A 25628-nucleotide genomic window follows, 5' to 3' on the forward strand; every position below is an offset into this window, starting at 1 on the left:
ATTGTCGACGCATCTCGTTCGCGCCAGCGGCGAATTCCGGCCGATGCTGCAACTTGCGTTGCCGGTCTTGGCCGAACAGTCGCTTGAGTTTCTGGTCGGCATGGTCGACACCTACCTGGCCGGGCATGCGCTGCCGGACGATCTGAAAACGCCCGGCTTGGCGGCGGTCGGCTTGATGGCCTACGCGATGTGGATGACCTTCACCATCTTCGCGTCGGTCGGCGTGGGGGCGACGGCGGTGATCGCCCGGTTGATCGGCGCCGGCGAAAAAGAAGACGCGGCGCTGGCCGCCAATCAGGCTTTGGTCGCAGGCGCCTTTGCGGCAATTCTGGGAACGGCGGCCCTTTACTTTGGCGCCAGCGGCTTCGTCTCAATCATGCAGCTCGAAGCGGAAGCGGCCGAGTTAGCCGCCCAGTACCTGCGGATCATCGCCCCTTCCATCCCCTTTCTGATGATCATCGCGATCGGCACCGCCTGTCTGCATGGCGCCGGCGATACGGTCAGCGGGATGGGCGTGATGACGATCGTCAACTTGATCAACGTGGGCCTCAGCACAACGCTGGCGTTTGGCTGGGGACCGGCGCCGCAGTTGGGGTGGTCAGGCATTGCGATCGGCACGGCGGTGGCCCATGTGGTGGGCGGAGGCCTCGTGCTGCTGCTGTTGGCAGGCGGACGCGCCGGAATGCAGCTGCACTGGCGTTGGTTGCGTCCCGACCGAGAGATGATCTGGCGACTGGTCCGAATTGGTCTGCCGAGCGGCGCCAATGACGCGCTGACTCTCGGCTGCCATCTTTGGTACCTGGGACTGATCAACAGCATGGGAACGCTGACTGCCGCGGCGCATGGATTGGGCGTGCGGTGCGAAGGGCCGAGCTTCTTGGGCGCTGGGGCCTTTGCCGTGGCGGCGTCGACCATGACGGGGCAATACCTGGGGGCGAAAGATCCCGTCCGGGCGTTTCGCGGCACGATGAACTCGCTGGGCGCCGGGATGGCGCTGGTCTCCGCATATGGCGTGTTTCTCTACTTCGGCGGCGACATCCTGACGTGGCTCTACTTGGGAAAGGTCGAACCTGGCAGCGCCAATGCCGAGACCGCCGCACTGACGGTGCGGCTATTGAAGATCGTCGCCTTTTCGACCCCGTTTATGGCGATCCTGGCGATTCTGGCTGGGGCGCTGCGTGGCGCCGGCGATACGCGATTTCCGTTCTTGATCACAATGATCGGCCATTTGGGGATCCGCATCCCTGGCGTCTATATCATTGCCCTCGATACGATTCCACTCCCCTTCTTCGGCGATGTGCCGGGGTTGGGCTACGGCATCCTGGGCGCCTGGTGGGTGATGGTGTTTGACGTCGTGGTCCGGGCGCTGCTGATGACCGGCCGCTACTGGCACGGCGGATGGCGCGAGATCGAGGTGTAGAGATAGTGCCATCGCAGCCCGAGGCGCGTGCCGAGGGAAAGCGGACGCAAGCGAATGACGAATGTCGAAGCTCGACTGACGAACGCTTCTTCATTCGTCATTTTGGTTTCGGTATTCGTCATTGATCCTATCGCATTCCTTCGGCTTGCGCCTCGGGCTACGATGGGCCGTCGTTATCTATCGACTCAATGCGCCGTCGGCGCCATCCTTAGATCGTCCGCGGTATCAAACTTCTGGTCCGGGCCGGCGCTGCGGACGGCGTAGTCTTCGCCGGAGTCGGCTGGTTCGTAGCGGAGCGACTGTTGCCAGGCGTCGGTGATCGGCAGGACCAGCTTGTTGCCGTCGACCCCTTCCGGCAGTTCCCCTTTCTCGTGACGATCGGTCTCGATCACGATGATCGCGTCGTCTAGCTTGGCCAGCGTTTGCTCGATCTGCGGCACTTCGTGGGCGTAGTGATGGTACGTGTCGGCCGCGATCGCCGCGGCGCCGACAATTGCCGCGATTAGCGCTGTGCCGACGATGCCGATCAACATCCCGGCGACGGCGAAACCGCGGCGAGGATGAAACATCGCAAAGAGGCTTAGGATAAGGCCGATCGGACTGATCGCGCCTAGCGTAAAGACCAGGCCAAACAGCGAAACGAAAAATCCCCAGATCCCCAGCGCGTTGACCGGGGGACGCAACGGTTTGGCTTGATTGGAGTTACGACAACACATGGACGATCCCTCAGGGAAAAATGGCTCTTATTCCAAGAGGGTGTTCGTCGGCTATTTGAATTTCTTGAACTCTCCGGCCTTATATTTTTGCCAATACTCACCAAGCGCCCGGCGAACCTTGGGCGAAAGGAGCACGACCCCCACAATGTTGGGGAAGGCCATCGAGAGGAGCATCATGTCGGAGAAGTCGATCACCGCGCCCAGATTGGCCACAGCGCCGATAAAGACGAAGCCGACGTAGATGATCTTGTAGATCATCGTGCTGCCGGCGCCAAACAGGCGTTCCCAGCAACGTTCGCCGTAGTAGCTCCACGAGATGATCGTCGAGTAGGCGAACAGCAGGATCGCAATCGAGAGCACGTACGAGAACCACCAAACCTCATTCTCAAAGGCCTGGGCGGTCAAAGCGGCGCCTTGCAGGTCTTGGTCGAGGATCCATTCGCGGTTGTCCCAAGCGTTGGTGATCAGGATCACCAACGCGGTCATCGAGCAGACGACGATCGTATCGATGAACGGACCCAGCAAGGCGACCAGGCCTTCACGAACCGGCTGATCGGTCTTGGCGGCGCTGTGGGCGATCGCGGCGCTACCGACGCCCGCTTCGTTACTGAAGGCGGCGCGTTGAATGCCGATGATCGCCACGCCGATGATCCCCCCCAAGGCGGCCTTCGGGGTGAAGGCTTCGGTAAAGATGCTTTGGAACAGGTGCGGAACTTCGCCAATGTGCATCACGATGACGTAAATGCACATCAGCACGTACGAGACGCACATCAGCGGCACCACTTTGCTAGAAACGGCCGCAATCCGTTTGATGCCGCCGATGATGACCAGCGCCACCAGGATGGCGAACACCACGCCGAAGACCATCTTAAAGGTCTGGGCGAACGCGGTCAGTTCGGATTGCAGAGCCGCTTTCTGCTCTTGCAGTTCCCCCAGCTTCGTCCAGTCTTCGGCCTTCTCGGCCGCTTTGATTTCGTTGGTCAGGGCCGAGATCTGGTCTTGCTTGGCGCCTTGAATCAGTTGCACCGCGGCGTTGGCCGATTGGTTCGACTGAAACATGTTGCCGCCGCCAAAGCTCGCCATGATGCAGAGCACCGCGAAGATGACCGAGAAAACGACGCCGACCGGTTTCAGGCCGACTTCTTCAAAGCCCCGCAGCAGATACTGCATCGGACCGCCGAGGATCGTGCCGTCCGGCTTCACTTCACGATACATCTGCCCCAGCGTACATTCGGCGAATTTGCTGGCCATGCCCATGAAACCGCAGACCATCATCCAGAAAAACGCCCCCGGGCCGCCGGTCGTCATGGCGATCGTCACCCCTGCGATATTGCCGAGACCGACAGTCGCCGACAGCGCCGACGCCAAGGCCTGAAAGTGGGTCACTTCGCCCGGCTCGTTGGGATCGTCGTAGGTTCCCTTGACCACTTCGATCGCATGGCGGAAGCCCCAGAAGTTGACGAAGCCGAAGTAGAGCGTAAAGAACAACGCCCCGCCGGCCAGCCAGACGACGACCAGCGGCGCTTTGCCGACCGATTCGCTGAGCACGTACGGCGGATCTTTATCGTCCGTCTTTACGTCCGAGCGGACCGCTAACAGATGGCGGTCGGCCATCTCTTGAATTTGCTCCGGCGTTTTCCAGTCGGCCTCGTTCTGGCTGAGCAGGCCGCGGATGTCGCCCGCTTCCTTGTAGATGACTTTGCCGTCCGACTCGGTTTGGACGTACTTGGTCGAGGTGTTGACCTTGATCACGATCACCTCGACGCTCTTCTCGCCCAGTTTGCCGGGGCTGAAGGGCTGTTTCGAGTTGCCGGTCAGCAGCTTGCCGCGGGCTTGCCACGTCTTGGCGTCAGCCAGGGTGAGCGAGTCGGGGAAGTTGACTGGTTTCTCGGCGGCGTCGGGCGGATAGATCGTAAAGGGGATCTCCGGCTCTTCGATCGGCCGGGTGTAGCGGACGATATGGTCCAGTTGCACGTACTTTTGCGTCGTCGAATAGACAGGCGCCATCAGTACGCTGGCCGCTAGATCGACCCCCGGTTCAAAAACCGAGTTGACCTGACCGTTGATTTGCTCGACGGTCGACTGTTCTTCGTCAACTGGCTCGTAAGAGAGCGGCGGCGCTGCGGCCGCAGGTTGCTCCTCAGCGACCGGCGTTTCCGGCTGGTCTTGAGCGTAGCTAGCGAGAGGAGAGAAAGCGATCGCAGCGCAAGCGATTACGCACAGGGAGAGTGGCGCGCGAAACATGCCCGAAGAGTCCTTCGTGATTGGCGGCTATTTAGCCGTTAGTGATAAGGGGGATCTGCGCATGTGGGGTAAGGGCGAAAAGGTTCTACCATTTTAACTAATTGTCTGTCAACCGGTTACGTCGCAAAGTTGGGCTCCCCGCGAATTTTCAAACATATGGTTGTCAAAAATGCGATAATCAATAAGATGGCCTACAGAGGAAACAAAATAGATGGCGGACAATAACCACAATTCGACCAGCCCCACAGCGTCGACCAGCCCCGACGCGGGAAAAGCCGAGCAGGCCAAACAACCTGCCAGCGATCCCTATTGGGCGCAGGAAGTGGTTCCGTCCGACATCGTGTTGGTTGACCTGCTACGGCAGACCTCGCATATGACGATTGCGGAGCTGGCGACCGAGCTGGAAGTGACCGCGACTGCGGTGCGTCAACGCCTAAATCGTTTGATGGCACAGGGTTATGTTGAGCGTTTTGCCGAGAAGTCGGGCCGCGGCCGGCCGATCCACCACTATCGTTTGACCGATAAGGGGAAACGTAAGGGTGGGGGCAACTTTGCCGATTTGGCGGTTGCCTTGTGGCAGGAAGTGCGGTCGATCAAAGACCCGGATGTTCGCCGCGGGCTGTTGCAGCGGATTTCGGAACGCCTGGTCGCCCAATATGCGGAAGAGCTGAAAGGGGTCGAGCTGGAAGAAAAAGTCCAGCGGGTGGCCGCCATCTTCGGCGAACGCCGCATCCCCATACAAGTAGAACAGCACGAGGGGGAACTCCCGGTGCTGAATGTTCTGGCCTGTCCCTACCCCGGTTTGGCCGAAATTGATCAGTCCGTCTGCGCGATGGAGAAGATCATGTTCGGCGAACTGCTGGGAAGCGACGTGCGGCTGGGAGAGTGTCGTCTGAACGGCGACAATTGTTGCAGATTTGAGTTGTCGTAAGCCCGATCCCAACCCCCGGCAGTTGCCAGCCACTCGGCAGTTGGCTGTGGTGAAGACCTGACGGTTGAGCCCCCGGCGGTGTAGGATGGCGGCGTGATCTGCTAGCTGCGGGTCTTGCCTGGTCTTACAGACGGAGCTTGTGATGACGAAGCCGTGGATTGAAGGTCGCTTTGAAGAAAACGTCGTGTTTACGACGCTCGAACAGGCGATCAACTGGGCGCAGCAATCGAGCATCTGGCCGATGACGTTCGGTCTGGCTTGTTGTGCGATTGAGATGATGGCGGCGGGGGCGAGTCGATACGACATGGATCGTTTTGGCGCCGGGGCGTTTCGGGCGACCCCGCGACAAGCCGACCTGATGATCGTCGCCGGCACGGTGACTTACAAAATGGCGAGCCGAGTGCGTCGCCTATACAACATGATGCCTGATCCGAAGTACGTCATCGCGATGGGCGCTTGCACCGTCGGCGGCGGGCCATACTTCAAGTATGGCTACCACGTCGTCAAAGGCGTGGACCTAGTCGTGCCGGTTGACGTGTACGTGCCGGGATGTCCGCCGCGGCCCGAGGCGCTGCTGGAAGGGCTGATGCGGATCCAGGACAAGATCAAGGGAAAACGAATCAACAAGCGGAATGGCGTGCGAGTCGAAGACGAACTGCCGATTCCGCACCACAGCGGATGGGTCGACGCTCCCGGCGGCGACGCTCCCCTGACCGATCACCAGAAGATTACCAAGAGCTAACCAACCTGGTTGGCCTGGCAAAAAGTTACGATGCCTCGCCGTTGGGGCGAAGTGTGAATGGGATTGATTGAGACGAGCATGACTGACGTTTTAAAGATTGAAAACCTGCATGTCGCCGTGGAAGATAAGCCGATTCTGACCGGCGTGAACCTGACGATTCGTCGGGGCGAAACGCACGCGTTGATGGGACCGAACGGTTCCGGCAAGAGCACCCTCGGCTACGCGATCATGGGGCACCCCAAGTACGAAGTGACCGGTGGCGCCATCTGGCTGAATGACGAGAACGTGCTGGAGATGGAAGCGGACGAGCGTGCCCGCGTCGGCCTGTTCATGGCCTTCCAGCGTCCGATGTCGATCCCCGGCGTCAAGCTGGCCGACTTCCTGCGTCACGCGACGACCAACGTTCGCAATCCTGAGCGGAAAGAAGGCGAAGAGCTGATTCCGATGCGGGAGTTCCGCCAGGAAATGAAGACCAAGATGAAGCAGCTCCACATGGATCTCGACTTCGCCCGCCGTTACGTCAACGACGGTTTCTCCGGCGGCGAAATGAAGCGTGCCGAGATTCTGCAGTTGGCGATGCTGCAGCCGAAGTTCGCGATCCTGGACGAGACCGACAGCGGTCTGGATGCCGACGCCGTGCGTCTGGCCAGCCAGAGCATCGCCGAGATCGGCGGCGCCGAGATGGGCCTGCTGATCATCACCCACCACGACAAGCTGCTGGAACACAATCCGCCCGACTTCGCCCACGTGATGCTGGGCGGCCGAATTGTCGAGACCGGCGGCGTCGAACTGGCGAAGGAATTGCATTCGCACGGTTACGACCGGATTCGCAAAGCCTATCCGGAAGCGGCCGAAATCGAGCAAGAGATGAATGAAGAAGAAACGCAAGTCGCCGGCTAACGAGGCCGTCTTCGTTTCCCCCTGGCAAATGCGACTTCAAGAAAGAATATAGAGCGAGCATATGGCGACTGATATTACGTCTGATGCGGTTGAATCTCCCGTTGGCGAGATCAACAAGTACGACTTTCGCACCGAGACCGCTGGCGTTTTCAAAGCCCGCAAGGGCATCGACGCCGAAGTGGTCAATCAGATCTCGGACATCAAGAACGAGCCTGATTGGATGCGGAAGTTCCGTCTCGATGCGCTGGAAGTCTTCAACGCGAAGCCGATGCCCAAATGGGGCGGCGACATCAACATCAACTTCCAGGACATCTATTACTACCTGAAGCCGACCGATCACCAGGGGCGAACCTGGGACGACGTTCCGGCGGAAATCAAAGACACCTTCGAGCGGCTCGGCATTCCGGAAGCGGAACGCAAGTTCCTGTCCGGCGTGAAGGCGCAGTTCGAGAGCGAAGTGGTCTACGGTTCGCTGCAGGAAGATCTGGCGAAGAAGGGCGTGCTCTTCACCGACACCGACACCGCCGTTCGCGAACATCCCGAACTGCTCCGCGAGTACTTCGGCAAGATCATTCCGACCGACGACAACAAGTTCGCCGCCCTCAACTCGGCCGTCTGGTCGGGCGGATCGTTCATCTACATTCCCAAGGGAGTGAAGATCGACTTCCCGCTCCAGGCCTACTTCCGCATCAATGCCGAAAGCATGGGCCAGTTTGAGCGGACCTTGATCATCGTCGACGAAGGCGCCCAGGTTCATTACGTCGAAGGGTGCACCGCCCCGATGTACTCGACCGAAAGCTTGCACTCGGCCGTGGTCGAAGTGGTCTGCAAGAAGGGTTCGCGTTGTCGTTATTCGACGATCCAGAACTGGGCCAACAACATCTATAACCTGGTAACCAAGCGAGCCGTCGCTTATCAGGACGCGACCATGGAATGGGTCGACGGCAACCTGGGTAGCCAGCTGACGATGAAGTACCCGGCCGTTTACATGATGGAGCCGGGGGCTCGCGGCGAGATCCTGTCGATCGCCTTCGCCGGCAAAGATCAGCATCAAGACACCGGCGCCAAGCTGGTCCACTGTGCCCCGAACACCACCGGCCAGATCGTCTCGAAGTCGATCTCGAAGGATGGCGGACGCGGCAGCTATCGCGGTTTGGTGAAGGTCGAAGAAGGCGCCAAGAACTCGAAGTGCAGCGTCGTCTGCGACGCGTTGATCTTGGATCCGGAAAGCCGCACCGACACCTATCCCTACATCGAGATCGCCGAACCGGACGTCTCGATCGGGCACGAAGCGAGCGTGTCGCGAATCGGCGAAGAGCAGCTCTTCTACCTGATGAGCCGCGGTCTGAGCGAAGCCGAAGCGAGCACCATGATCGTCAACGGCTTCATCGAGCCGCTCGTTAAAGAGCTGCCGATGGAATACGCCGTCGAGCTGAACCGCCTGATCGAACTGCAGATGGAAGGTTCGGTCGGTTAAGACCGCTTCCAGCTGAGAAAATCATCGCAGTTCGGCCGGGTCCGCTGCCTTTGGGTCCGGCCGAAACTGTTTCCTAACTGAGACATTACCGCAATAGAGTTATGACGATGGGCGTCACCGCCGTGACTGATTCCGCCAAGTTTAGCGCCGCCGCGCTCGACGAATTGATCGCCGCACGACAAGAGCCGGAATGGCTGGTCGATTTGCGCCGCGCCGCTTTTGAAACGTTCTGCGAAAAAGCGTTGCCGTCGCGCAAAGAAGAAGAATGGATGCGGACCGACATTCGCACCTTCCATCTCGACAACTTCGAGCCGCCGGCTGAGCTTTCCGAAATTCCCGCCGACCTGCCGGAAGGCTTGCTGACCGCAGGGGTCGACCTGGGCGGTCGAGTCGTTTCGTACAACAGTCGGACCATTTCGTCGGAGCTGAGCGACGAACTCAAGCAGCAAGGGGTCGTCTTCGGCAGCTTTGCCGAAGTGCTGGAGTCGCATGGCGAAGTGATTCGCGAGCACCTCTGTCACGCGGTCGATCCCCACTTCGACAAGTTCTCGGCCCTGCACGCCGCCTTCTTCACCACCGGGCAAGTCCTGTACGTGCCGCGCGGTGTGGTTGTGAAGAAGCCGCTGCACGCGTTGTCGCTGATGGGCGCCGGCGGCGTTGATCTGGGACACACGCTGGTGATCCTGGAAGAAGGCGCCGAAGCGACCATGCTGAACGAGACGGCCAGCGTCGACGAAACCTCGCCGGGAATGCACTGCGGGGCGATTGAGCTGTTCGTCCATCCGCGGGCTCGTCTCCGCTACGTTAACCTGCAGAACTGGGGCCGCGGCGTCTGGCACTTCGCCCACCAAAAGGGAGTCGTCGATCGCGACGCCCATATCCAGTGGACGATTGGCGCGCTCGGCAGCAAGCTGTCGAAGGTCAATCAGCACGTCGGCCTGGTCGGCGAAGGCGCCGAGTGCGAAGTGAACGGCGTGATGTTCACCGAAGGTCGTCAGCACCTCTCGTATCACACGCTCCAACATCACCAGGCCCCGCACTGTCACAGCAACTTCCTGTACAAAGCGGCGCTGCAAGATCGCTCGCGCACCGTTTGGCGGGGGATGATCAAAGTCGACGAAGGCGCCCAAAGGACCGACGGCTATCAGCGGAACGACAACTTGCTGCTGACCAAACATTGCCGCGCCGACTCGATCCCCGGCTTGGAGATCGAAGCGGACGACGTGCGCTGCACGCATGGCGCTACGACCGGGCAAGTAGATGAAGAGCAAATCTTCTACGCCCAGTGCCGCGGCTTCACGCGGAACGAAGCGATCCGGGCGATCGTGATCGGCTTCTTCCAGCAGGTCTTTGATCGGATTCCGGTCGAAAGCGTGCGAGAAGCGCTTGGCAAGTCGATCGCCGTTCGCGTTCGCGAATACGAATAGAAAGGCTCGGAACCAGCTATGTCTGAGTTTGTTCGCGTCGCGGCGGCCGATGCAATTGCCGATCCTGGCAAACAGGTATTTGAAGTCGAAGATCAGATCGTGGTCGTGTTTCATGTCGACGGGCAGTATTCTTGCCTGGACGACGTCTGCACGCACGACGACGGTCCTCTGGGAGATGGTCGTCTCGAAGGCTGTACGATCGCGTGTCCGCGACATGGCGCCAAGTTTGACATTCGGACCGGCGCGGCTCTGTCGATGCCCGCCACGCGTCCGACCGTATGCCACGAAGTGAAAGTTGAAGACGACGCCGTTTGGGTTCGGCTTCGTAGTTAACTAGGAGAGAGCAATACGATGGCGATTAGCGAAGATTCCGTTCGCGAAGAAATCCGCAAAGTGATCGACCCCGAGTTGTTTGTCAACATCGTCGATCTTGGTCTGGTCTATGTGATCGACATTCAGCCGGTCGAAGATTCGGAGCAGTCGAACGTCTTCATCGAGATGACGATGACCAGCCCTGCCTGCCCGGCCGGCCCACAACTGATTGGCCAAACCAAGCAGTTCGTCAGCCAGATGGAAGAAGTCAACGAAGTCGAAGTGAAGATCGTGATGGAGCCGCCGTGGACTCCCGATCGCATGACCGAAGACGCCCGGGATCAGCTGGGGATTTTTTAGATCCGATCGCCCTCGTATAGCATCCAACGGTTAGCCGCGATAGCTTTTGCTATCGGGGCGGCGCAGCCGCTGGAAGCATCAGGTCGAAGTCAGATGCGGCGGGGTGGCTCCACCTGCCTAACGCGAAACGTCCTCCGGTTTACTTTTCGCCGCGGAGCGATGCTTCCTGCCGACTACGTCGGCCCTGATAGCGGAGCTATCGCGGCCAACCACCCGCCGCGGTACCGAGATTTGACTCGCAAAAAGGCTCACCCGTGACGCGCGTCTTCGTCTACGAGTTCATCACCGCCGGCGGTCTCTTCGCCATGCCGGGCGCTCCGGAGCCAAGCGGCTCGCTGTTGGACGAGGGAACGTTGATGCGGTCGGCGGTGGTCGACGATCTGTTGGATGTCGGCGTCGAGGTCTCGCTCCTCCGCGACCAGCGACTCGCTCCGCTGGCGAAGCCCGGCTGCGAAGAGACGGTGATTGACTCGGCCGACACCGAGAAGACGGCGTTTGCCGCGGCCTGCGAAGCGGCGGACGAGGTGCTGGTGATCGCGCCGGAGTTTGGCGCCCTGCTGCTGGAACGCGTTCTCTGGGCCGAAGCTGGCCCTGCCCGGCTGGTTAGTCCAGGATCGGACTTCACCGCGATCGCTGGGGACAAATGGAACACCTATCGCCGCTGGACGCGAGCCCGCGTACCGACGCCGCCGACCTGGTTGGCCAGCGAGTTTGATGCGACATCCGCAGGCAAAACGTCGCGGTGGGTGCGAAAACCGCGGGACGGCGCCGGATCTCAGGCGATCGATTTCTACGATTCTGGAGAAAAATTCGACGGCGCCGCCGAGGCTATTGTTCAAACCTACTGTGAAGGCTTGCACGCCAGCTGCGCGCTGTTAAGTGACGCAAAACAGATCGTTTGTCTCCCTCCTGGGACGCAGAAGATTGATCCATGTAACAGATTTCAATATCGTGGAGGATGTTGGCCGCTTTCGGGCGATCTAACGGAGCGTGCTCAGGCACTAGCCAAGCAGGCCGCCACGGCTCTGCCGCCTTTTCGGGGTTATATCGGCGTTGATATGATTCTGGGCGCGAAAGATGGCGATGATTTCGCCATTGAGATCAATCCACGTCTGACCACCTCGTTCTTTGGATTGCGTCGCCTTTGTCGCGGCAACCTGTCGGCGGCGATGTTGGCCTTCGCCATGGGAGACGCGATCGAGCTGCAGTTTTCGAGCGAGGCGTACGACTTAGACCTTTGACGACGTCTACGGTGAACGACTGATGCCGGTACTTGCTCTCGACGTTGGCGGCGCGAACATCAAGTTCGCCAACGCTGCAGGATACGCCGATTCGATGGAATTTCCGCTCTGGAAACGCCGCGATGACTTGCCTGAGATCTTGAAGGAAGTTCGCGAGCACTCGCCCGTCTTCGAGCGGGTCGCGCTGACCATGACCGGCGAATTGGCCGATTGCTTCGGCACCAAGCAGGAGGGAGTTCGCTGCATCCTCTCCGCCGTGCAAAGCGTGTTCGACGACAGCGAGATTAAGGTCTACCTGACCACCGGCGAACTGGCGACCGTCTCTGGGGCCGCCGAACGACCGCTCGACGCCGCCGCGTCCAACTGGCACGCCTTAGGCAGTTACGCCTGCCGCCACTTCCCCGCGACCGGAGATGGCGCCGTCATCGACGTTGGCTCGACGACGATCGACTTCGTACCGATCCGCAACGGCAAGCTGGCCAACGTCGGCCGGACCGATCCCGAGCGGCTTCTCTCCGGCGAGCTGGTCTACTCCGGCGTTGAGCGAACGCCGATTTGTGCCATGGCGCAAACGGTGCAGCTGCGGGGGGAAGAGTGCCCCTTGGCGGCCGAGCTGTTCGCTACGTCGCTCGACATCTTCCTGGTGATGGGGCAGATCGACGAAGCGACCGAAAATCATGAGACAGCCGACGGCCGCCCGGCGACGCGCGAATTCGCCAAGTCGCGGCTGGCTCGCATGGTTTGCGCTGACGCCGAAGAGCTGACCTGGACCGAAGTGAACGAGATGGCTCGCGAACTGTTCCGCAAACAGGTCAAGTTCGCCGCCGCTCGCTGGCAACATGCGATAAGCGCCCATTCGCTGTCGCCAGAACTGGTGGTGATCTCCGGCCATGGCGACTTTCTGGCCGAAGCGATTCTCGACGCCGTCGGCGTCAGCTCGCAGCAGATTTACCTGTCGGACCTGATCAACGATCGGGCCGCCCGCTGCGGCCCCGCCTTCGCCCTGGCGGTTTACGCCGAAGAGAATTGGTAACGCCGCAATGAACCTGCGGGTGGTGAAACTGGGGGGGAGTCTGTTTGACTTGCCCGACCTGGGGCGTCGGCTCAATCTGTGGCTATCGCAGCAGCCGCCGAAGCCGACGGTGCTGATCGCCGGCGGCGGGATGTTCACCGATGGGGTACGCAAGTTTGATTGTTGGCACCAGCTCGACTCGATCGATTCTCATCGTCTGGCGATGCATAGCATGTCGCTTTCGGCTTACGCTCTTTCGCTCCTTATGCCGAACGCCGCGTTCGTCAGCGGGTTTGACGCTGTCCGGTCTAAGTTGGCGATAGTAGCCAGTGACGAGTGCTCTTCGACTTACGTTGGCGTCTGGGATGCGATTGACTATTGGGTGCGCAAGATCGAGCCGGGTCTGACGGAGGCGACGCTCGATTGGACATTAACCAGCGATTCGATCGCCGCGGTCTTGGCTCGTAAATGGCACGCCGATTCGTTTGTCCTGGCGAAGTCACGCGATCAGCCTGCCAAGCCCAAATGGGAATGGTCCGGGGATGGAATTGTCGACGCCCAGTTCGCCAAACTGTCGGCAAGTTTAGACGTTAGCTGGGTAAACCTGCGAGCGCCGGAATACGACGACCACCGCGCATGAAAAAAGGCCGCGTCTGCACGCGGCCTTTTTCGTAAGTCGTTTCGCAGCGACCTGCGTTAGTTCCACCACCAGGTGGCGCCGCCGGTCTTGGCGTTTTGCTCACGCAGCGGCTGCATGGTGGCGACCGCTTCGTTGTTGTCGGCGACCGCCCACGAGTTGATGTCGACGCCGCCCGAGACAGTGATGACCCAGTTGCGACCCTTTTTCAGGGCACTGACGATGCTGGGGACGTTCTTGGGAGCGTAGTACTCTTGCTGCGTCATCGAGTTGGTCGATTCGCCCATCATCGGCAGTTCGAGGTCGGCCTTTTTCAGCATGTTCTCTTTCGAGATCAACGCGGCGACGACGCACATGTCCATGATGTTGCGGAGTTCGCCGAAGATCTTGTCTTCGCCCGACAGCTCTTCGTACTGAGTGGTCATCAGGTCAGCCCACTTCTTGGCGACGGCGCCTTCCTTACCGGTCTGCACGACCTTGCCGTCTTCGGTGATGATTTCGTCTTCGGTCATCGCTTTGACGCCCGGGCCACGCAGATGCCAAGCCAGACCGTCTTCGCTCTTGGCGAGCGGCTCGTAGTTGCAGGCCAACCACCAACGGGGAGCGGCATTGGCTTGCAACGCGCCAACCGAGGCGATGTCGACAAAGCTCGGCAGACCGCGGACGCCTGACTTGTCGTGACCCATGGCGATCCGCTTCATGCGATAGTCGGCGCCGACCAACACGCGAGCGAAGTGGCTGGTTTGCGGCACGCCGTGGACGGTGACGTCCTGCATGCCCATCGCGGCTTCAATTCCCCGGACCGCTTGCGGCGAGAACTGGCGGACGTTCTTCATGTATTGTTGGAAGTTGACGCGGCCCTGTTGGGTCGGGTCAATCGAGCAGGTGATGCCGCCGGTGCGAGCGTTTTCGACCGTCTGCAGCGCGACGACCAGATCTTCCAGCAGCAACACCGGGCGACCGGTAGTGACGCCGACGACGGTGCCGTACTCGTCGACGGTCCAGCCTTCGCCCGGTCCGGCCAGGACGATGTCGTTCTCTTCGGGATAGACGAAGACATACTCAATTCGCTGCAATCCGGCGAGGTATTTCACTTCGTCGGGCAAAACGCCTAAATTATTCTCTTGAGCGTCTTTGATGGCCGCATTCAGTCCGCGGAGCGAAACCTTTCGCATCGGGACAGGAGCGTTCAGTTCGCCGGGAGCCTTCTCCAGCGCTTTCATCATCTCGGCTCGCAGCATCCGCTGCGAATCGACGCTAGCGAGACTGACAACCCCTTGGGCGTCAATCGAAATACCGCCGACCGAGTTCGAGCGGAAGGTCTGATGCCCTGCGAATGTGGTCGTCGGCAAGGTCAACGCCGCAACGACGAGCAATAGCAGAGACTTAGTGGAAAAGTGGCTCACGGTCCGAATCATTGCGAAACTCCTGAGGGATGCTGGCGAAAATGACGTGCACCCAAAGCGTCTGACTTGCGTATTGGTTCCGGGAGAAACCCCAGATAGGAAGCGGAAGAGCGTGTCGCCCGCAACGCCGTAAACAGCGTGATGGCAAGAAACTACACAAACTTACGATAGTTCCGGTCTACCAAGTTTGCAAGAAAACGTCCACCAACTTGCCCAAGTTCTACGGATTTGAATTAATCGAATCGAAATTACCGCCTCGTCCTTGGACGCGGATGTTACCTATAATTTAATATGCCAGTGCTTTCAGTGCCGACGGGGACCTCGTGAGAGGGCTTAAGTTTAATATTGATAGCAGTTTACGACAAAAAGAACGACAAGGGACGCCGTTTTAAACGCTAATGGTCGCCTTTCTAATTATCCGAGAAGGTTCCAATTGGACCGATGTTTTCCGGCTTGTACCGGGGCACACCGTCACAATTGGGCGTGCGCCGACCAACCAAATTGTGATCAAGGATGATCGTTGCAGCCGCTATCACGCCGAAATCTTCCTCTCCGAGGGGGAATGGATCCTGCGGGATCTTGATTCCCGCAACGGAACCGTCGTTGGCGAGAACCCCATTCGTGGGGATTGGAAGCTCGATTTTGGCCAGGTCATCCGAATCGCCAGCATGCAATTGGCGTTCGTCGAAGACCTCAACACCGCCTTCCCCGACCATTCCGGCAGCAGCTCGCACCTGTTCAACGACATGCCGGAGAGCGATCCTTCGATCTTTCAGACGCTCGACGAAGAGCATGTTCTGGACATCGTCGAACCGACCACGATCACCCATCGCCGCGGCGAAACGAAGTTTCTGAAGGCCGAGTCCAACAAGAGCGTCGACGCCTCGACGATTCCGAAGGTTGGCAAAGCGGCGACATTGCTTTGCAAGTTGGCCTTTGATCTGGCCAACCAGACCGACATTACCGCCGTCGCCAACTTGGCGCTGGAAGGGTTGTTCGAGTGCACCAGCATCAACGCCGGCGCGTTGCTGCTGTTGCCTCGCAATCATCGCGGGATCGCCACCGAAAAAGACCTGGAACTGATCGCCTCGCGGGCTGACAAAGGTCCGTCGTATCATCGCGTCTCGCGGTTTCTCGCCAACACCGTGCTTCGCGAAGGAGAAGCGGTGCTGGCTCGCAATGTGATGGATGACAGCCGGTTCGGCATTCGCGACAGCAAGGGAGATATCCACGCGACCAGCGTGCTGTGCGCTCCGATTCGCCAAGATGGCCGCACGATTGGCGTGGTCCATCTCTATTCGACCGACGCCGGCCGAATACCGGATCCGGATGATCTCGAATTCACCTTGGCGGTCGCCGACAACGTGGCGCTGGCGCTGAAGAATCTTGGCCGGCAATTGGAGCTGACCGAGACGATCTCGCAAACGCAGGTCGAGATCGACGAGCTGCGCAAGAAGCTGGGCGCCGAAAGTCAGATTGTTGGCCGCAGTCCGCTGATCATGTCGCTGCAACAACAGATTGCCCGGGCGGCGCCAAGTCGCGCAACGGTACTGATCTGCGGCGAAAGCGGCGTCGGTAAAGAACTGGTCGGCCGCGCGGTTCATTACGCCAGTCCGCGGAAAAAGGGACCATTCGTCTGCTTGAACTGCGCCGCTCTATCCGAATCGTTGCTCGAGAGCGAATTGTTCGGCCACGAGCGCGGCGCGTTTACGGGCGCGACCGATCGCAAGATGGGCAAGTTCGAGGCGTCGCACAACGGCACGTTGATGTTGGACGAAGTCGGCGAAATGAGCGAGGCGATCCAGGCCAAGTTTCTCCGCGTGCTCGAAGGGCATCCGTTCGAACGCGTCGGCGGCAGCGAACCGGTACAAGTGGACGTACGCGTGATCGCCGCGACCAACCGCGATCTGGAGAAAGAAGTAGAGCGGGGACGTTTCCGCCGCGACCTTTACTTCCGGCTCCGCGTGGTAGAGATCATTGCACCGCCGCTCCGCAAACGTCCCGAAGATATCGTCGAACTAGCGAGCCACTTCCTCGAGAAATACAACGCCGAGACCGGCCGCAAGTTGCTTGGTTTTACGCAGGCCGCCTACGAGCACATGAAACAGTATCGCTGGCCCGGCAACGTCCGCGAACTAAAGAACGTGATCGAGCGGGCGGTCGTGTTGGCGCAGGGAGAACGGATCGACGTCGAAGACCTGGCCCTCTCGAACCTAGCCACGTCCGGCGATACCGCTGACAATATCTCCCTCTCGGACGAATACGAACCGGCCTCGCTGGCCGAAGTCGAACGCCGGCACATTCAGCTGACGTTGGAGTCGACCGGTTGGAACAAGAGCCGGACGGCCGGCATTCTCGGAATCGAACGATCGACGCTCGATCGCAAGATTCGCCGCTATCAATTGCGACCCAATACCGTGCAGCGATAAGCAGCGGCGCTGCGTCCCTGACGGCGGTAAGCGGTAAATCGCAACGCGTCGGCTTAAACCGCTTGGTCGGCTGATAGAGGCAGTTGCGTTCCGGTTGTACCGGTTAGGCAGGTTCGTCGCGTTGGTGAGGCGGCAACGTTTCAAAAAAGAGACGCGGAACGTTATTTCTCGCGAATGGCGCAAAATTGTGGCGAATAATTTCTCTGGAATCGGGCGACTACGCTGGTCGCCCTTGGGTGACATACCAATGGACCACGATAGCGGCGAACCATTATGGCGACAGCGGAAATTATGACCTCGTCCGGCTTCACTTGTACCGATCCGGTTTTGACGCAAGCGGTTGTCGATTCGGTCGGCGCAGCACTGACGATGTGCGACACAACCGCCCGTTGCGTCGGCGTCGCCGCGGTGCCGATGGGTGAAAAAGGACTGGTCACCGGCATCATCGGCGTCCACGGAAAGGTCTCCGGCTTTATCACGATCAACATGTCAGAGCGCATGGTCATCAAAGCGGTCGAAGGACTGTTGCAGGACGAGTTTGGCAGGCTGACTTCGCAAGTGGTCGACGGCGCCGGCGAAATCACCAACATCATCTGCGGCGGCATTAAGTCGAAGCTGGCCAAGACGGTTTGGGCGTTCCAGGGAATCACGGTGCCGTCGGTGATCGTCGGCGAAGGTTACCAAATGGCGTTCGCCCGCGGGCTCGAGTTCGTCAGCGCCACGTTTGAACACAACGACCCCGACGCGGTGATGCTGGAAGATCGCCTGATGAGCGTCAGCATGTCGTTCTTGCGTCTGTAAATTCGGCAACGCTTTCCCACCTGGGTTAGCCGCGAAGAGCTACGCTTTGAGCCTGGCGAGGTTGGAAAATGCCACGATGGCATTTTTCAACAGGCAGCTAGATCAAACGACCAGTATTCCGCCGGCAATATTCCAACTGCGGCGTGATGCTTCCTGCCGACTTTGTCGGCCGCGAAAGCGGAGCTTTCGCGGCTAGACTTGTTGAGGTTGGCCTACTTCTGATCGTGCCGACGATATTGTTTCGCCAGTTCTTCGATGGGGACTCCGCGACGATATGCTGCGATCAGACGCCAGTTGAGCAGCGTTTGCCGCACCACTCCCCGCTGTTGCCAGCGGCGAGCCGATGTGTAGACCGGGCCTCTTAAGAGCGTTGGCCAGTGTCGCCGCTTCAAGGTTTGCGACAACAGGTAGTCTTCTAAGAATGGCACTTCGGCAAAGCGACCGGCGGCCTCAAACGTGTCGCGACGGACGGCGATCGCTTGATCACCGTAGGGCATGCCAAGCCAACGGACGCGGAGATCATTGCCCCGTTCGACCAGGCGATAGATCAGCGGCGTTGCGTCAATCTTCTGGCGAAACGCGCCGAACGTGAAACGGCAATCCAGCTCGCGGATCTGGGGGATGCATCTGAGCGAAAGCCGGCAATCGGCATGCAAGAACAGCAAAACGTCGCCACTGGATGCGGCGACGCCTGCGTTTTGTTGAATCGCGCGCCCTGGGAGAGAGGTGACGACGCTGGCTCCGGAAGAGGTCGCTAAGCGAACCGTGTCATCGGCGCTTCCGCCGTCAGCAACGAGGATCTCGTCGGCGCCGGCTTGCTGGGCGGAGTCAATCGCGGCTCGAATGTTGGCTTGTTCGTTCAAAGCCGCGATGATGACGGAAACGCGCATTACGCGTTTCTTTCGTTTCGCCTACTCGGCGGCTTCGACGTGCGAAGCGGTCACGACCGATTGCTCGGCAGATTCGGCCTGGAGAGCGGCCTGTTGCTCGACGGCGCGATCGACCAAGGTCGTCACTGTCATTTCCGACTGGGCGCCAATCAACAGCTTGCGACGCCAGCCGGTGCTGGTCTTGCGGTACAGAATCAGCTGCGGAATCGATCCGCCTTGCATCAGCTTGCCGGCCAGACCCGATTGCGAGTCGGCGTCAACTTCGGCGTAGGCGACTTCCGAGAGCTTGCCCTTGCGAAGCAGCGACGGCATGACCGAACGCTTCATCGTCACGCAGCCAGGGCACCAGTTGGTTCCAACGAGGATCAGAAGGGGCTTGCCCGATTCGTCCGCCGACTTGAAAGCAGCGTTGTAGTCATGTTTGCCACCAGCCATGGTGGCCTGCAAAAGAACGGCGAGAACGACGCCATGCATAGGAAAGTCCTTTGTGGGTGGTCCGCATGGCGCAACGGTATCGAGGCAGTGTACCGGCGGGGAGAAAAAGATGCTGCGAATCGCTTAACGTCGCCCAGGAGCGGTCGGTCAGAATCGGTAGCGAACGAACTATCTTTCCCATGCCCAAGGTAGGGGAAACCGTGCTGCGCTCCTGCGACAGGGGTTTGGGTCATCCAAAGTCACGATTAACGGGACAGTTTAACCAAGACTCTACAACCTGCAAGGACTTCCTTACCCCACTCTTTAGAAAAAAGTGCGTATTTCCCGTATTCGCACTTTTGGGGTGCTGCCACAGCGCAACCATTGCTTGGCTGCGCGAAATCGCTATCCTTAAGCAGCGGAACATTTTAGTTTTATTCTTAACGGCCGATACATGCGTCTGCGAGTGGGTGTAATCGGGCTAGGGCCAGAATGGGATTCTCGTCACCGCCCTGCTCTGCTGGCTCTTGGCGATCGATTTCATGTCGAATCGATTTGCGATGAAGTGTCGCTACGAGCAGAAAATGCCGCTCGCCAGATCGGCGCGCGGGCGGTTAACGGTTTCCGCAAGCTGGTCGCGGCGCCCGAAATCGAAGCAGTTTTAATGCTGGGACCGCAGTGGCATGGCGTCGAGCCTTTGATCGCCGCCTGCAACGAAGGAAAAGCCTTTTACTGCACCTCTATTCTGGAGATTGCAGGCGCCAACTCGGCGACCCTTCGCGACTCGGTCGATCAGGCCGGCATCGCCTTCATGGCCGAGTTTCCGCGACGTCATAGCCCAGCGACGATTCGTCTGAAAGAGCTGATCGCCACGCGATTGGGCGCCCCGCAGCTGATTTTCTGCCACGAGCGGATCCGCAAGCCCGAGAATGGCGCCGCCGATCGCTTTGGCCAGCGCCCCGTCAAACGGCACGTCGCCGAATTGGTCGATTGGTGCCGTTATGTCGTCGGTACCGAACCGCAATCGGTCTTCGGCGTGCAGCATCGCAAAGACGTCGATAACAATCTCGACTACGAGATGCTGAGCGTGGAGTTCGATTCGCCCGGCGGCGACGCTCCGGTCATCGCTCAAATCAGCGCCGGCAGTTACTTGCAACATCGCTGGCCCGAGGCGTCGTCGTTTCGACCTCCCGCCGCACTGCAGGTTTGCTGCGCCAATGGCGTCGCGTTTGTCGACCTCCCCTCGACGTTGATCTGGTTCGACGAGGCCGGGCGGCACATGGAGTCGCTCGATCACGAAAGACCCGTCGGCGAACAGATGCTCAGCCTCTTTCACCGCAGCGTCACCAGCTTGCTCCGCAACACCAGCTGTCTGAACGACGTCGACTGTGCGCTGCGAGTCATGCGGGCCGCCGACGAAAGCAACGAACTGCGGACCCGGGTAGCGATCGCCTCCGCCTAATGGGCACCATTGGGCAGGTCATTGGATCCGCTGCTCTCCCTTCTAGCTGCCTGTTGAAAAATGCCCTCGTGGCATTTTCCAACCTCGCCAGGCTCAGAGCATAGCTCTTCGCGGCTCGCAAAATAACGACTTCCGTCGCTATTTTGGGATCGCATCCCTGCGATCCAGCAGCCCGTTGAGAAAATCAACGGACTGCTAGCATCGCGAAAGGGGGATTCTCTCCCCGAAAAGTGCGGGCCGTTTTTTTCGCAAAAATTTGCTAACGAGTAACCCTTTTCTTTTTGGCGTTCGTAAACGCTAGAGCGGTTTTCTTCAATCTTTAGCGTTCTGGCTGGTTGCGGCCGCGCTGGTCGGCGTTGACCTGCATCGACGAATCTTGAGGATTCGCCTGCTTCGGTCGCCTTGACCAGCTTGCCTCGCTAACGCCAGAAACGCGACAGCTATCAGAAAAACGCTCTAACAATACATCTGGCGATTTTCGTCGTGGGCATTCTTGGGCCGAACCCACGACCGATTCAGCAAATTGCCGAACGTCTGAAAATCGCCATCGCCAAAATCTGGTCAGCTCAAATCCTTCCCCGCTCAACTTCCGCTTTGTACGGATCTTTGGAACATGCAACGACGAGAACTGTTAAAAAAAGCTGCGGCCGCCCTTGCCGCTACCGCGCTCCCTTGGACATCGCTGTTGGACGCCGCCGCCCATGCGGGACTCAAGCCGCTTGGCAAGCCGCAAGCGTTCAGCTTTGACGCCTTGAAGAAGCAAGCCCGCCAGTTGGCGAGCCAAGAATATGTCGCCCCCCGCGATACACTGCCCGAGCCGATCGCCAAGCTCGATTGGGACCAGTGGCAGTCGATCCGCTTTGATGACGAGCAATCGTTGTGGCGAGAAGACGACCTAGCGTTCCAGGCCCGCTTCTTTCATCTCGGCTTCACGATCAAGACGCCGGTCCGCATGTTTGAAGTGAAGGACGGTCAAGCGCAAGAGTTGGCTTACGACGCCGAGATGTTCGACTACGACAAGAGCGGCGTCAGTCCCGAAACGCTGCCGCCCGATCTTGGCTTTGCCGGCTTCCGCTTGAATTTTGAGAGCGACTGGATGCGCGACGTCGCGGCGTTCCAAGGCGCCAGTTACTTTCGCGCCGTCGGCGGCGACAAGCAGTATGGTCAATCGGCCCGCGGTCTGGCGATCGACTGCGGCATGGGATACCCAGAAGAGTTCCCCAACTTCATCGCCTACTATCTTGAGCAGCCGGCCGAGGGCTCAAAGACCGTGACGGTTTACGGCTTACTGGATTCTCCCAGCGTCAGCGGCGCCTATCGTTTCTTGATGACGCCGGGCGAATCGTTTGTGATGGACATCGACGCAGCGCTTTACCCGCGTAAAGAGATCGCGCGGCTCGGGATCGCGCCGCTGACCAGCATGTACCAGTATGGCGAAAACGATCAGCGGATGGCGAACGATTGGCGTCCCGAGATTCATGACACCGACGGACTGCAAATGTGGACCGGCCGCGGCGAATGGATCTGGCGGCCGTTGGTCAATCCAGAAGGGGTGCGAATCAATTCGTTCATGGACGACAACCCGCGCGGCTTTGGTTTGCTGCAGCGCGATCATGACTTTGACCACTATCAAGATGACGGCGTCTTCTACGACCTGCGGCCCAGCGTCTGGGTCGAACCGAAACTGGGCGCCGATGGCAAAGGCTGGGGGAAAGGCTCCGTGATGCTGGTCGAGATTCCGACCGTCGACGAAACGTTTGATAACATCGTCGCCTTCTGGAACCCGACCGAGAAACCGCAGCCCGGCCAAGAGGTCGAATTTGGTTACAAGTTGACCTGGGGCGCGACGACGCCGGCGAAGCCGACCGGCGCGATCGTCCGGGCGACCCGAACTGGCATTGGCGGCGTAGTCGGACAACCGCGGAAGTATTTCTCGTGGCGGTTTGCGATCGACTTCGCCCGCGGCACGCTCGATAAGTTGCCCAAAGACGCCAAGGTCGAACCGGTGATCGAAGCGTCGCGCGGCAAGGTTGAGATCACCTCGGCGCGACCGCTGTTCGACCTGAACGGCGACGGCGTCAGCGGCTATCGAGCGATGTTCGATCTGAAGCCGACCGACACCAGTCTCGAGCCGATCAACATCCGGCTTTATCTCCAGAGCGAAGATCACACGCTAAGCGAGACCTGGCTCTATCAATGGACCCCGCCCAGCAACTTGAAAGAGCTGGCGCCCGAGTTGTGGGACGAAGCGAAGACGTAACGCGGGCAATGCGCTGCGGACGGATCGATGGTTAGCCCAGGTAGATCTTGCTACCTGGGCGGCGCAGCCGCAAGAGGCATCAAGCCTTGGTATGCAGCAAATAGGCGGGGCGCACGCTCAAACGGTACACGCGCGGCCGATAGAATTCCGACCTCGGACTGACGCCTCTTGCCGAAGATGTCGGCCGCGGTAGCGGAGCTACCGCGGCTAACCTAAAGGGATCGCCCTGCCCTACTCCGTTTCCGGTTCTTGTAGCTCTTCGTCCAGGCTGCGGAGTTCTTCGACCCAGAGACGGATTTCGTTTTCGTATTCGCTCGCCAGGTCTCCTTTGACCAATTGGCGATGGAACATGGCGGCGCCTCCCTTGCGATGTTCGGCATCTTCGGCCGTCGGGAAGCGGCGCATGGGGTCGGGGGCGATCAGCCCGCGGCAGAAGGTCATCAGCAGTTCGTTACACGCGATCTCTTCCGGCAGAATGTCGGTCAGTCGCTGGGCGAGAAATCGCTTCGCTTCCAGCAGGTCGCGATAGTTGTTCAGCCCGGCGAAGAGCGATCGCCCGGCCAGCATTTCGATCAGCACGTAGCCGAGGCTGGCCAAGTCGCTGCGCGGCGAGGCTTCGTTTCCTTCCAGCACTTCCGGCGCGGCGTACGACGGCGTGCAGGTCCGTTCTTTCGGCGGCGCGTCAATCATAAAGGCCGAGCCGATGTCGATCAGCTTGGCGGTACCGGTTCGCTTGAGCATCAAGTTCGACGGTTTGACGTCGCCATGGACGATCCCTTCGCGATGCAGCGCGGCGAGTGCGGCCAGGCAATCGCGTACGATCGCGACGGCGACGCCCGGCTTGAACCGCGGTTGTTCGGGCCCCTTCGAGACGATCACCTGGTTGATGTAATCCCACCGCTTTTGCGAAACGCGGTCGCGGATTCGTTCGACCATGCCGGGGGTGAGCAGCTCTTGCAAGTCGTAGCCGTCGACCCATTCCATCACCATCACGCGGATGCGGCGGCGATCGAGGAAGTTGTGGACTTCCAGCAGGTTATGCTGCTGAATCTGGGCGACCCGCGATGCGATCTGCGCGATGCGGTTCATCGCGATCTCGTAGGTGTGGATCCCCTCGTAACGTTCGGGCGAGAAGACCTTCACGGCGAGCGGAATCGTGAAGTCGTCCGCCCCGCGTCGTTCGGTCAAAAAGACCATTCCCTGACCGCCGCAGCCCAGTAGGCGGCGCAGTTTGTAATGTTCGGTCCAGCTCGAGCGTTTGGCGTGAACCAGTTCGTCATAGCGACGAAGCAGGTCCTCGGGACACTTGAACGTCTTCCCCTCGCTGAAGGTCAGCGTCGGGTGCAGGTCATGGCGTGTCGTGGTGAGCATCGGCTGCGCCTTGTCGTCACCGAATGGGGAATCGATGTCTACCATTACTCGGACCGAATCATCTTAAGAAGCATGATGGAAAAGCGTCTAGATGAATTTCCCGCGACTGGGTGGGGCGCCAGGTTGCAGGAATCATCCCTCGTCATGGGGCAATTCATTGGGGAGCGGGCCGAAGCGGAAATCCAAGTCGCTTGTCGACGACGTTGATCAGCGGTTCTCCGGCGCGAAACCGCCGGAGGTTTTCGCAAAACAAATCGGTCACGTCGTCGTTCCGCGTGCGGCCTTGAGCGCCGACATGGGGCGTAATAATTACGTTCTCAAAATCCCAGAGCGGACTCTCGGGGGGTAAGGGCTCGAGCTCTGCGACATCGACCCCTGCCGCCGACAAATGGTTCGTCTCGAGGGCGTGGATAAGTGCTGACTCGCGAACGACTTGCCCGCGGGCCACATTAATAAAGATAGCGCCCGTTTTCATCGCTGCAAATTGATCGGTATCAAATAGATAGCGAGTATCTGCGTTAAGGGGTAATGCGAGGATTACAACGTCTGATTCGGCCAACAGGTCATTTAGACGGTCAGCCGGCCAGAGCTGTTCGACGCAATCAGGCTTGTCGTACGGGCAAAGGTCGGTCGCCAGGATGCGAACTTGAAACGGGGCCAGGATCTCGGCCAACCGGCGGCCATTACCTCCAAGCCCGACAATCCCTACCGTCTTTCCATGCAGATCCCCCGTCGGACGGCGGATGTATTCCTTCTTGACCTGCGCCCGGAAGAAGGTAGGGAGCGAACGAACAACGCCCAACAGCAGCGCCATCGTTTGCTCGGCCACCTGGTTGGCGAACAGCCCCGAGGCGCTGGTGACCGGAATGTCCGAAGCGATCACCTCCGGCACTAGGCAATGATCCATGCCGGCGGCCGACGATTGAATCCACTTCAGTCGACCCGCGTCGACGGTCTCGGCCCAGGGGACCGGAACCTTGGCGTGACCGCAATAGATGTCGGCGGTTGGCAGCGCTGCGGCGATCCCTTCCTGACCGGCGTCGATGACGTTGAAGTCATTGCCAGCAGCGGCCCGAATCTGCTCCACATGGGCGGGGACGGTTTGATAACAAAGAACGATGTTCATAGTCGATTTCTTAGAAACTTCTTCGTAATTTTTCTATCGTACCCGCCGCC

22 protein-coding genes are annotated in these 25628 nt (G+C 59.5%); 15 read left to right on the plus strand and 7 right to left on the minus strand.

What is annotated here, in order from left to right; genetic code table 11:
• Nucleotide 1 precedes the first annotated feature (1 nt).
• Nucleotides 2-1420, plus strand: coding sequence for an MATE family efflux transporter (locus tag Enr8_RS19790; RefSeq protein WP_146434801.1), 1419 nt, complete (start codon nucleotides 2-4; stop codon nucleotides 1418-1420).
• A 185-nt stretch (nucleotides 1421-1605) separates the two neighbouring features.
• Here Enr8_RS19790 and Enr8_RS19795 read toward each other — a convergent pair whose 3' ends face one another.
• The gene (locus Enr8_RS19795; RefSeq protein ID WP_146434803.1) at nucleotides 1606-2136 is read right to left on the minus strand and encodes a DUF4190 domain-containing protein; all 531 of its coding nucleotides are present in this window, start codon (nucleotides 2134-2136) and stop codon (nucleotides 1606-1608) included.
• Between the two features lie 51 nt (nucleotides 2137-2187).
• Nucleotides 2188-4380 carry an alanine/glycine:cation symporter family protein gene (locus Enr8_RS19800; protein ID WP_146434805.1) on the minus strand — a complete coding sequence of 731 codons (2193 nt, stop codon included), beginning with the start codon at nucleotides 4378-4380 and terminating at the stop codon, nucleotides 2188-2190.
• 211 nt (nucleotides 4381-4591) lie between these two features.
• Here Enr8_RS19800 and Enr8_RS19805 point away from each other — a divergent pair, with 211 nt between their 5' ends.
• The 10 genes from Enr8_RS19805 to Enr8_RS19850 all read left to right on the plus strand — a co-directional run bounded on the left by Enr8_RS19805 (nucleotide 4592) and on the right by Enr8_RS19850 (nucleotide 13422).
• On the plus strand, nucleotides 4592-5311 hold the full coding sequence (locus Enr8_RS19805) for a helix-turn-helix transcriptional regulator (protein WP_146434808.1): 720 nt from the start codon (nucleotides 4592-4594) through the stop codon (nucleotides 5309-5311).
• A 142-nt stretch (nucleotides 5312-5453) separates the two neighbouring features.
• Nucleotides 5454-6053 carry an NADH-quinone oxidoreductase subunit B gene (locus Enr8_RS19810; protein ID WP_146434810.1) on the plus strand — a complete coding sequence of 200 codons (600 nt, stop codon included), beginning with the start codon at nucleotides 5454-5456 and terminating at the stop codon, nucleotides 6051-6053.
• Nucleotides 6054-6131: 78 nt separating this feature from the next.
• Nucleotides 6132-6953, plus strand: a complete 822-nt coding sequence (sufC, locus tag Enr8_RS19815) for a Fe-S cluster assembly ATPase SufC (protein ID WP_146434812.1) — start codon at nucleotides 6132-6134, stop codon at nucleotides 6951-6953.
• 61 nt (nucleotides 6954-7014) lie between these two features.
• Entirely contained in the window at nucleotides 7015-8430 is a 1416-nt protein-coding gene (sufB, locus tag Enr8_RS19820; protein ID WP_146434814.1) for a Fe-S cluster assembly protein SufB, read from the plus strand.
• 107 nt (nucleotides 8431-8537) lie between these two features.
• Nucleotides 8538-9857 (plus strand): Fe-S cluster assembly protein SufD, encoded by a 1320-nt coding sequence (gene sufD, locus Enr8_RS19825; RefSeq protein WP_246120160.1) that lies wholly within the window; start codon nucleotides 8538-8540, stop codon nucleotides 9855-9857.
• Between the two features lie 18 nt (nucleotides 9858-9875).
• Nucleotides 9876-10190, plus strand: a complete 315-nt coding sequence (locus Enr8_RS19830; protein ID WP_146434818.1) for a non-heme iron oxygenase ferredoxin subunit — start codon at nucleotides 9876-9878, stop codon at nucleotides 10188-10190.
• An 18-nt stretch (nucleotides 10191-10208) separates the two neighbouring features.
• Nucleotides 10209-10529 (plus strand): metal-sulfur cluster assembly factor, encoded by a 321-nt coding sequence (locus Enr8_RS19835; RefSeq protein ID WP_146434820.1) that lies wholly within the window; start codon nucleotides 10209-10211, stop codon nucleotides 10527-10529.
• A 254-nt stretch (nucleotides 10530-10783) separates the two neighbouring features.
• Nucleotides 10784-11770: an ATP-grasp domain-containing protein gene (locus Enr8_RS19840; RefSeq protein ID WP_146434823.1), complete on the plus strand. Its 987-nt coding sequence runs from the start codon at nucleotides 10784-10786 to the stop codon at nucleotides 11768-11770.
• 22 nt (nucleotides 11771-11792) lie between these two features.
• On the plus strand, nucleotides 11793-12803 hold the full coding sequence (locus tag Enr8_RS19845) for a hydantoinase/oxoprolinase family protein (RefSeq protein WP_146434826.1): 1011 nt from the start codon (nucleotides 11793-11795) through the stop codon (nucleotides 12801-12803).
• 7 nt (nucleotides 12804-12810) lie between these two features.
• Nucleotides 12811-13422, plus strand: a complete 612-nt coding sequence (locus tag Enr8_RS19850; protein ID WP_146434828.1) for an amino acid kinase family protein — start codon at nucleotides 12811-12813, stop codon at nucleotides 13420-13422.
• Between the two features lie 56 nt (nucleotides 13423-13478).
• Here Enr8_RS19850 and Enr8_RS19855 read toward each other — a convergent pair whose 3' ends face one another.
• Complete coding sequence (locus Enr8_RS19855; protein ID WP_146434831.1) at nucleotides 13479-14837, minus strand: DUF1598 domain-containing protein; 1359 nt, start codon at nucleotides 14835-14837, stop codon at nucleotides 13479-13481.
• Between the two features lie 386 nt (nucleotides 14838-15223).
• On the opposite strand from Enr8_RS19855, the gene Enr8_RS19860 reads away from it, so the two are divergent.
• Nucleotides 15224-17254, plus strand: coding sequence for a sigma 54-interacting transcriptional regulator (locus tag Enr8_RS19860; RefSeq protein WP_146434833.1), 2031 nt, complete (start codon nucleotides 15224-15226; stop codon nucleotides 17252-17254).
• Between the two features lie 273 nt (nucleotides 17255-17527).
• Nucleotides 17528-18055 (plus strand): chemotaxis protein CheX, encoded by a 528-nt coding sequence (locus Enr8_RS19865; protein WP_146434835.1) that lies wholly within the window; start codon nucleotides 17528-17530, stop codon nucleotides 18053-18055.
• Between the two features lie 212 nt (nucleotides 18056-18267).
• On the opposite strand, the gene Enr8_RS19870 is transcribed toward Enr8_RS19865, so the two are convergent.
• The gene (locus Enr8_RS19870; protein WP_146434837.1) at nucleotides 18268-18945 is read right to left on the minus strand and encodes a TIGR04283 family arsenosugar biosynthesis glycosyltransferase; all 678 of its coding nucleotides are present in this window, start codon (nucleotides 18943-18945) and stop codon (nucleotides 18268-18270) included.
• A gap of 21 nt (nucleotides 18946-18966) precedes the next feature.
• Nucleotides 18967-19419 (minus strand): thioredoxin family protein, encoded by a 453-nt coding sequence (locus tag Enr8_RS19875; RefSeq protein ID WP_146434839.1) that lies wholly within the window; start codon nucleotides 19417-19419, stop codon nucleotides 18967-18969.
• Nucleotides 19420-19813: 394 nt separating this feature from the next.
• Here Enr8_RS19875 and Enr8_RS19880 point away from each other — a divergent pair, with 394 nt between their 5' ends.
• Together Enr8_RS19880 and Enr8_RS19885 are read left to right on the plus strand one after the other, a co-directional pair.
• Complete coding sequence (locus Enr8_RS19880) at nucleotides 19814-20821, plus strand: Gfo/Idh/MocA family protein (RefSeq protein WP_146434841.1); 1008 nt, start codon at nucleotides 19814-19816, stop codon at nucleotides 20819-20821.
• Between the two features lie 613 nt (nucleotides 20822-21434).
• Nucleotides 21435-23081, plus strand: coding sequence for a glucan biosynthesis protein (locus Enr8_RS19885; RefSeq protein WP_146434843.1), 1647 nt, complete (start codon nucleotides 21435-21437; stop codon nucleotides 23079-23081).
• Nucleotides 23082-23312: 231 nt separating this feature from the next.
• Here the strand turns inward: Enr8_RS19885 and Enr8_RS19890 are convergent, their stop codons facing one another.
• Nucleotides 23313-24452 carry a serine/threonine protein kinase gene (locus tag Enr8_RS19890; RefSeq protein ID WP_146434845.1) on the minus strand — a complete coding sequence of 380 codons (1140 nt, stop codon included), beginning with the start codon at nucleotides 24450-24452 and terminating at the stop codon, nucleotides 23313-23315.
• A gap of 154 nt (nucleotides 24453-24606) precedes the next feature.
• Nucleotides 24607-25578: a D-2-hydroxyacid dehydrogenase gene (locus Enr8_RS19895; RefSeq protein WP_146434847.1), complete on the minus strand. Its 972-nt coding sequence runs from the start codon at nucleotides 25576-25578 to the stop codon at nucleotides 24607-24609.
• Nucleotides 25579-25628 lie beyond the last annotated feature (50 nt).

Source organism: Blastopirellula retiformator (genome assembly GCF_007859755.1).
In the GTDB taxonomy this organism is placed as follows: Bacteria; Planctomycetota; Planctomycetia; order Pirellulales; family Pirellulaceae; genus Blastopirellula; species Blastopirellula retiformator.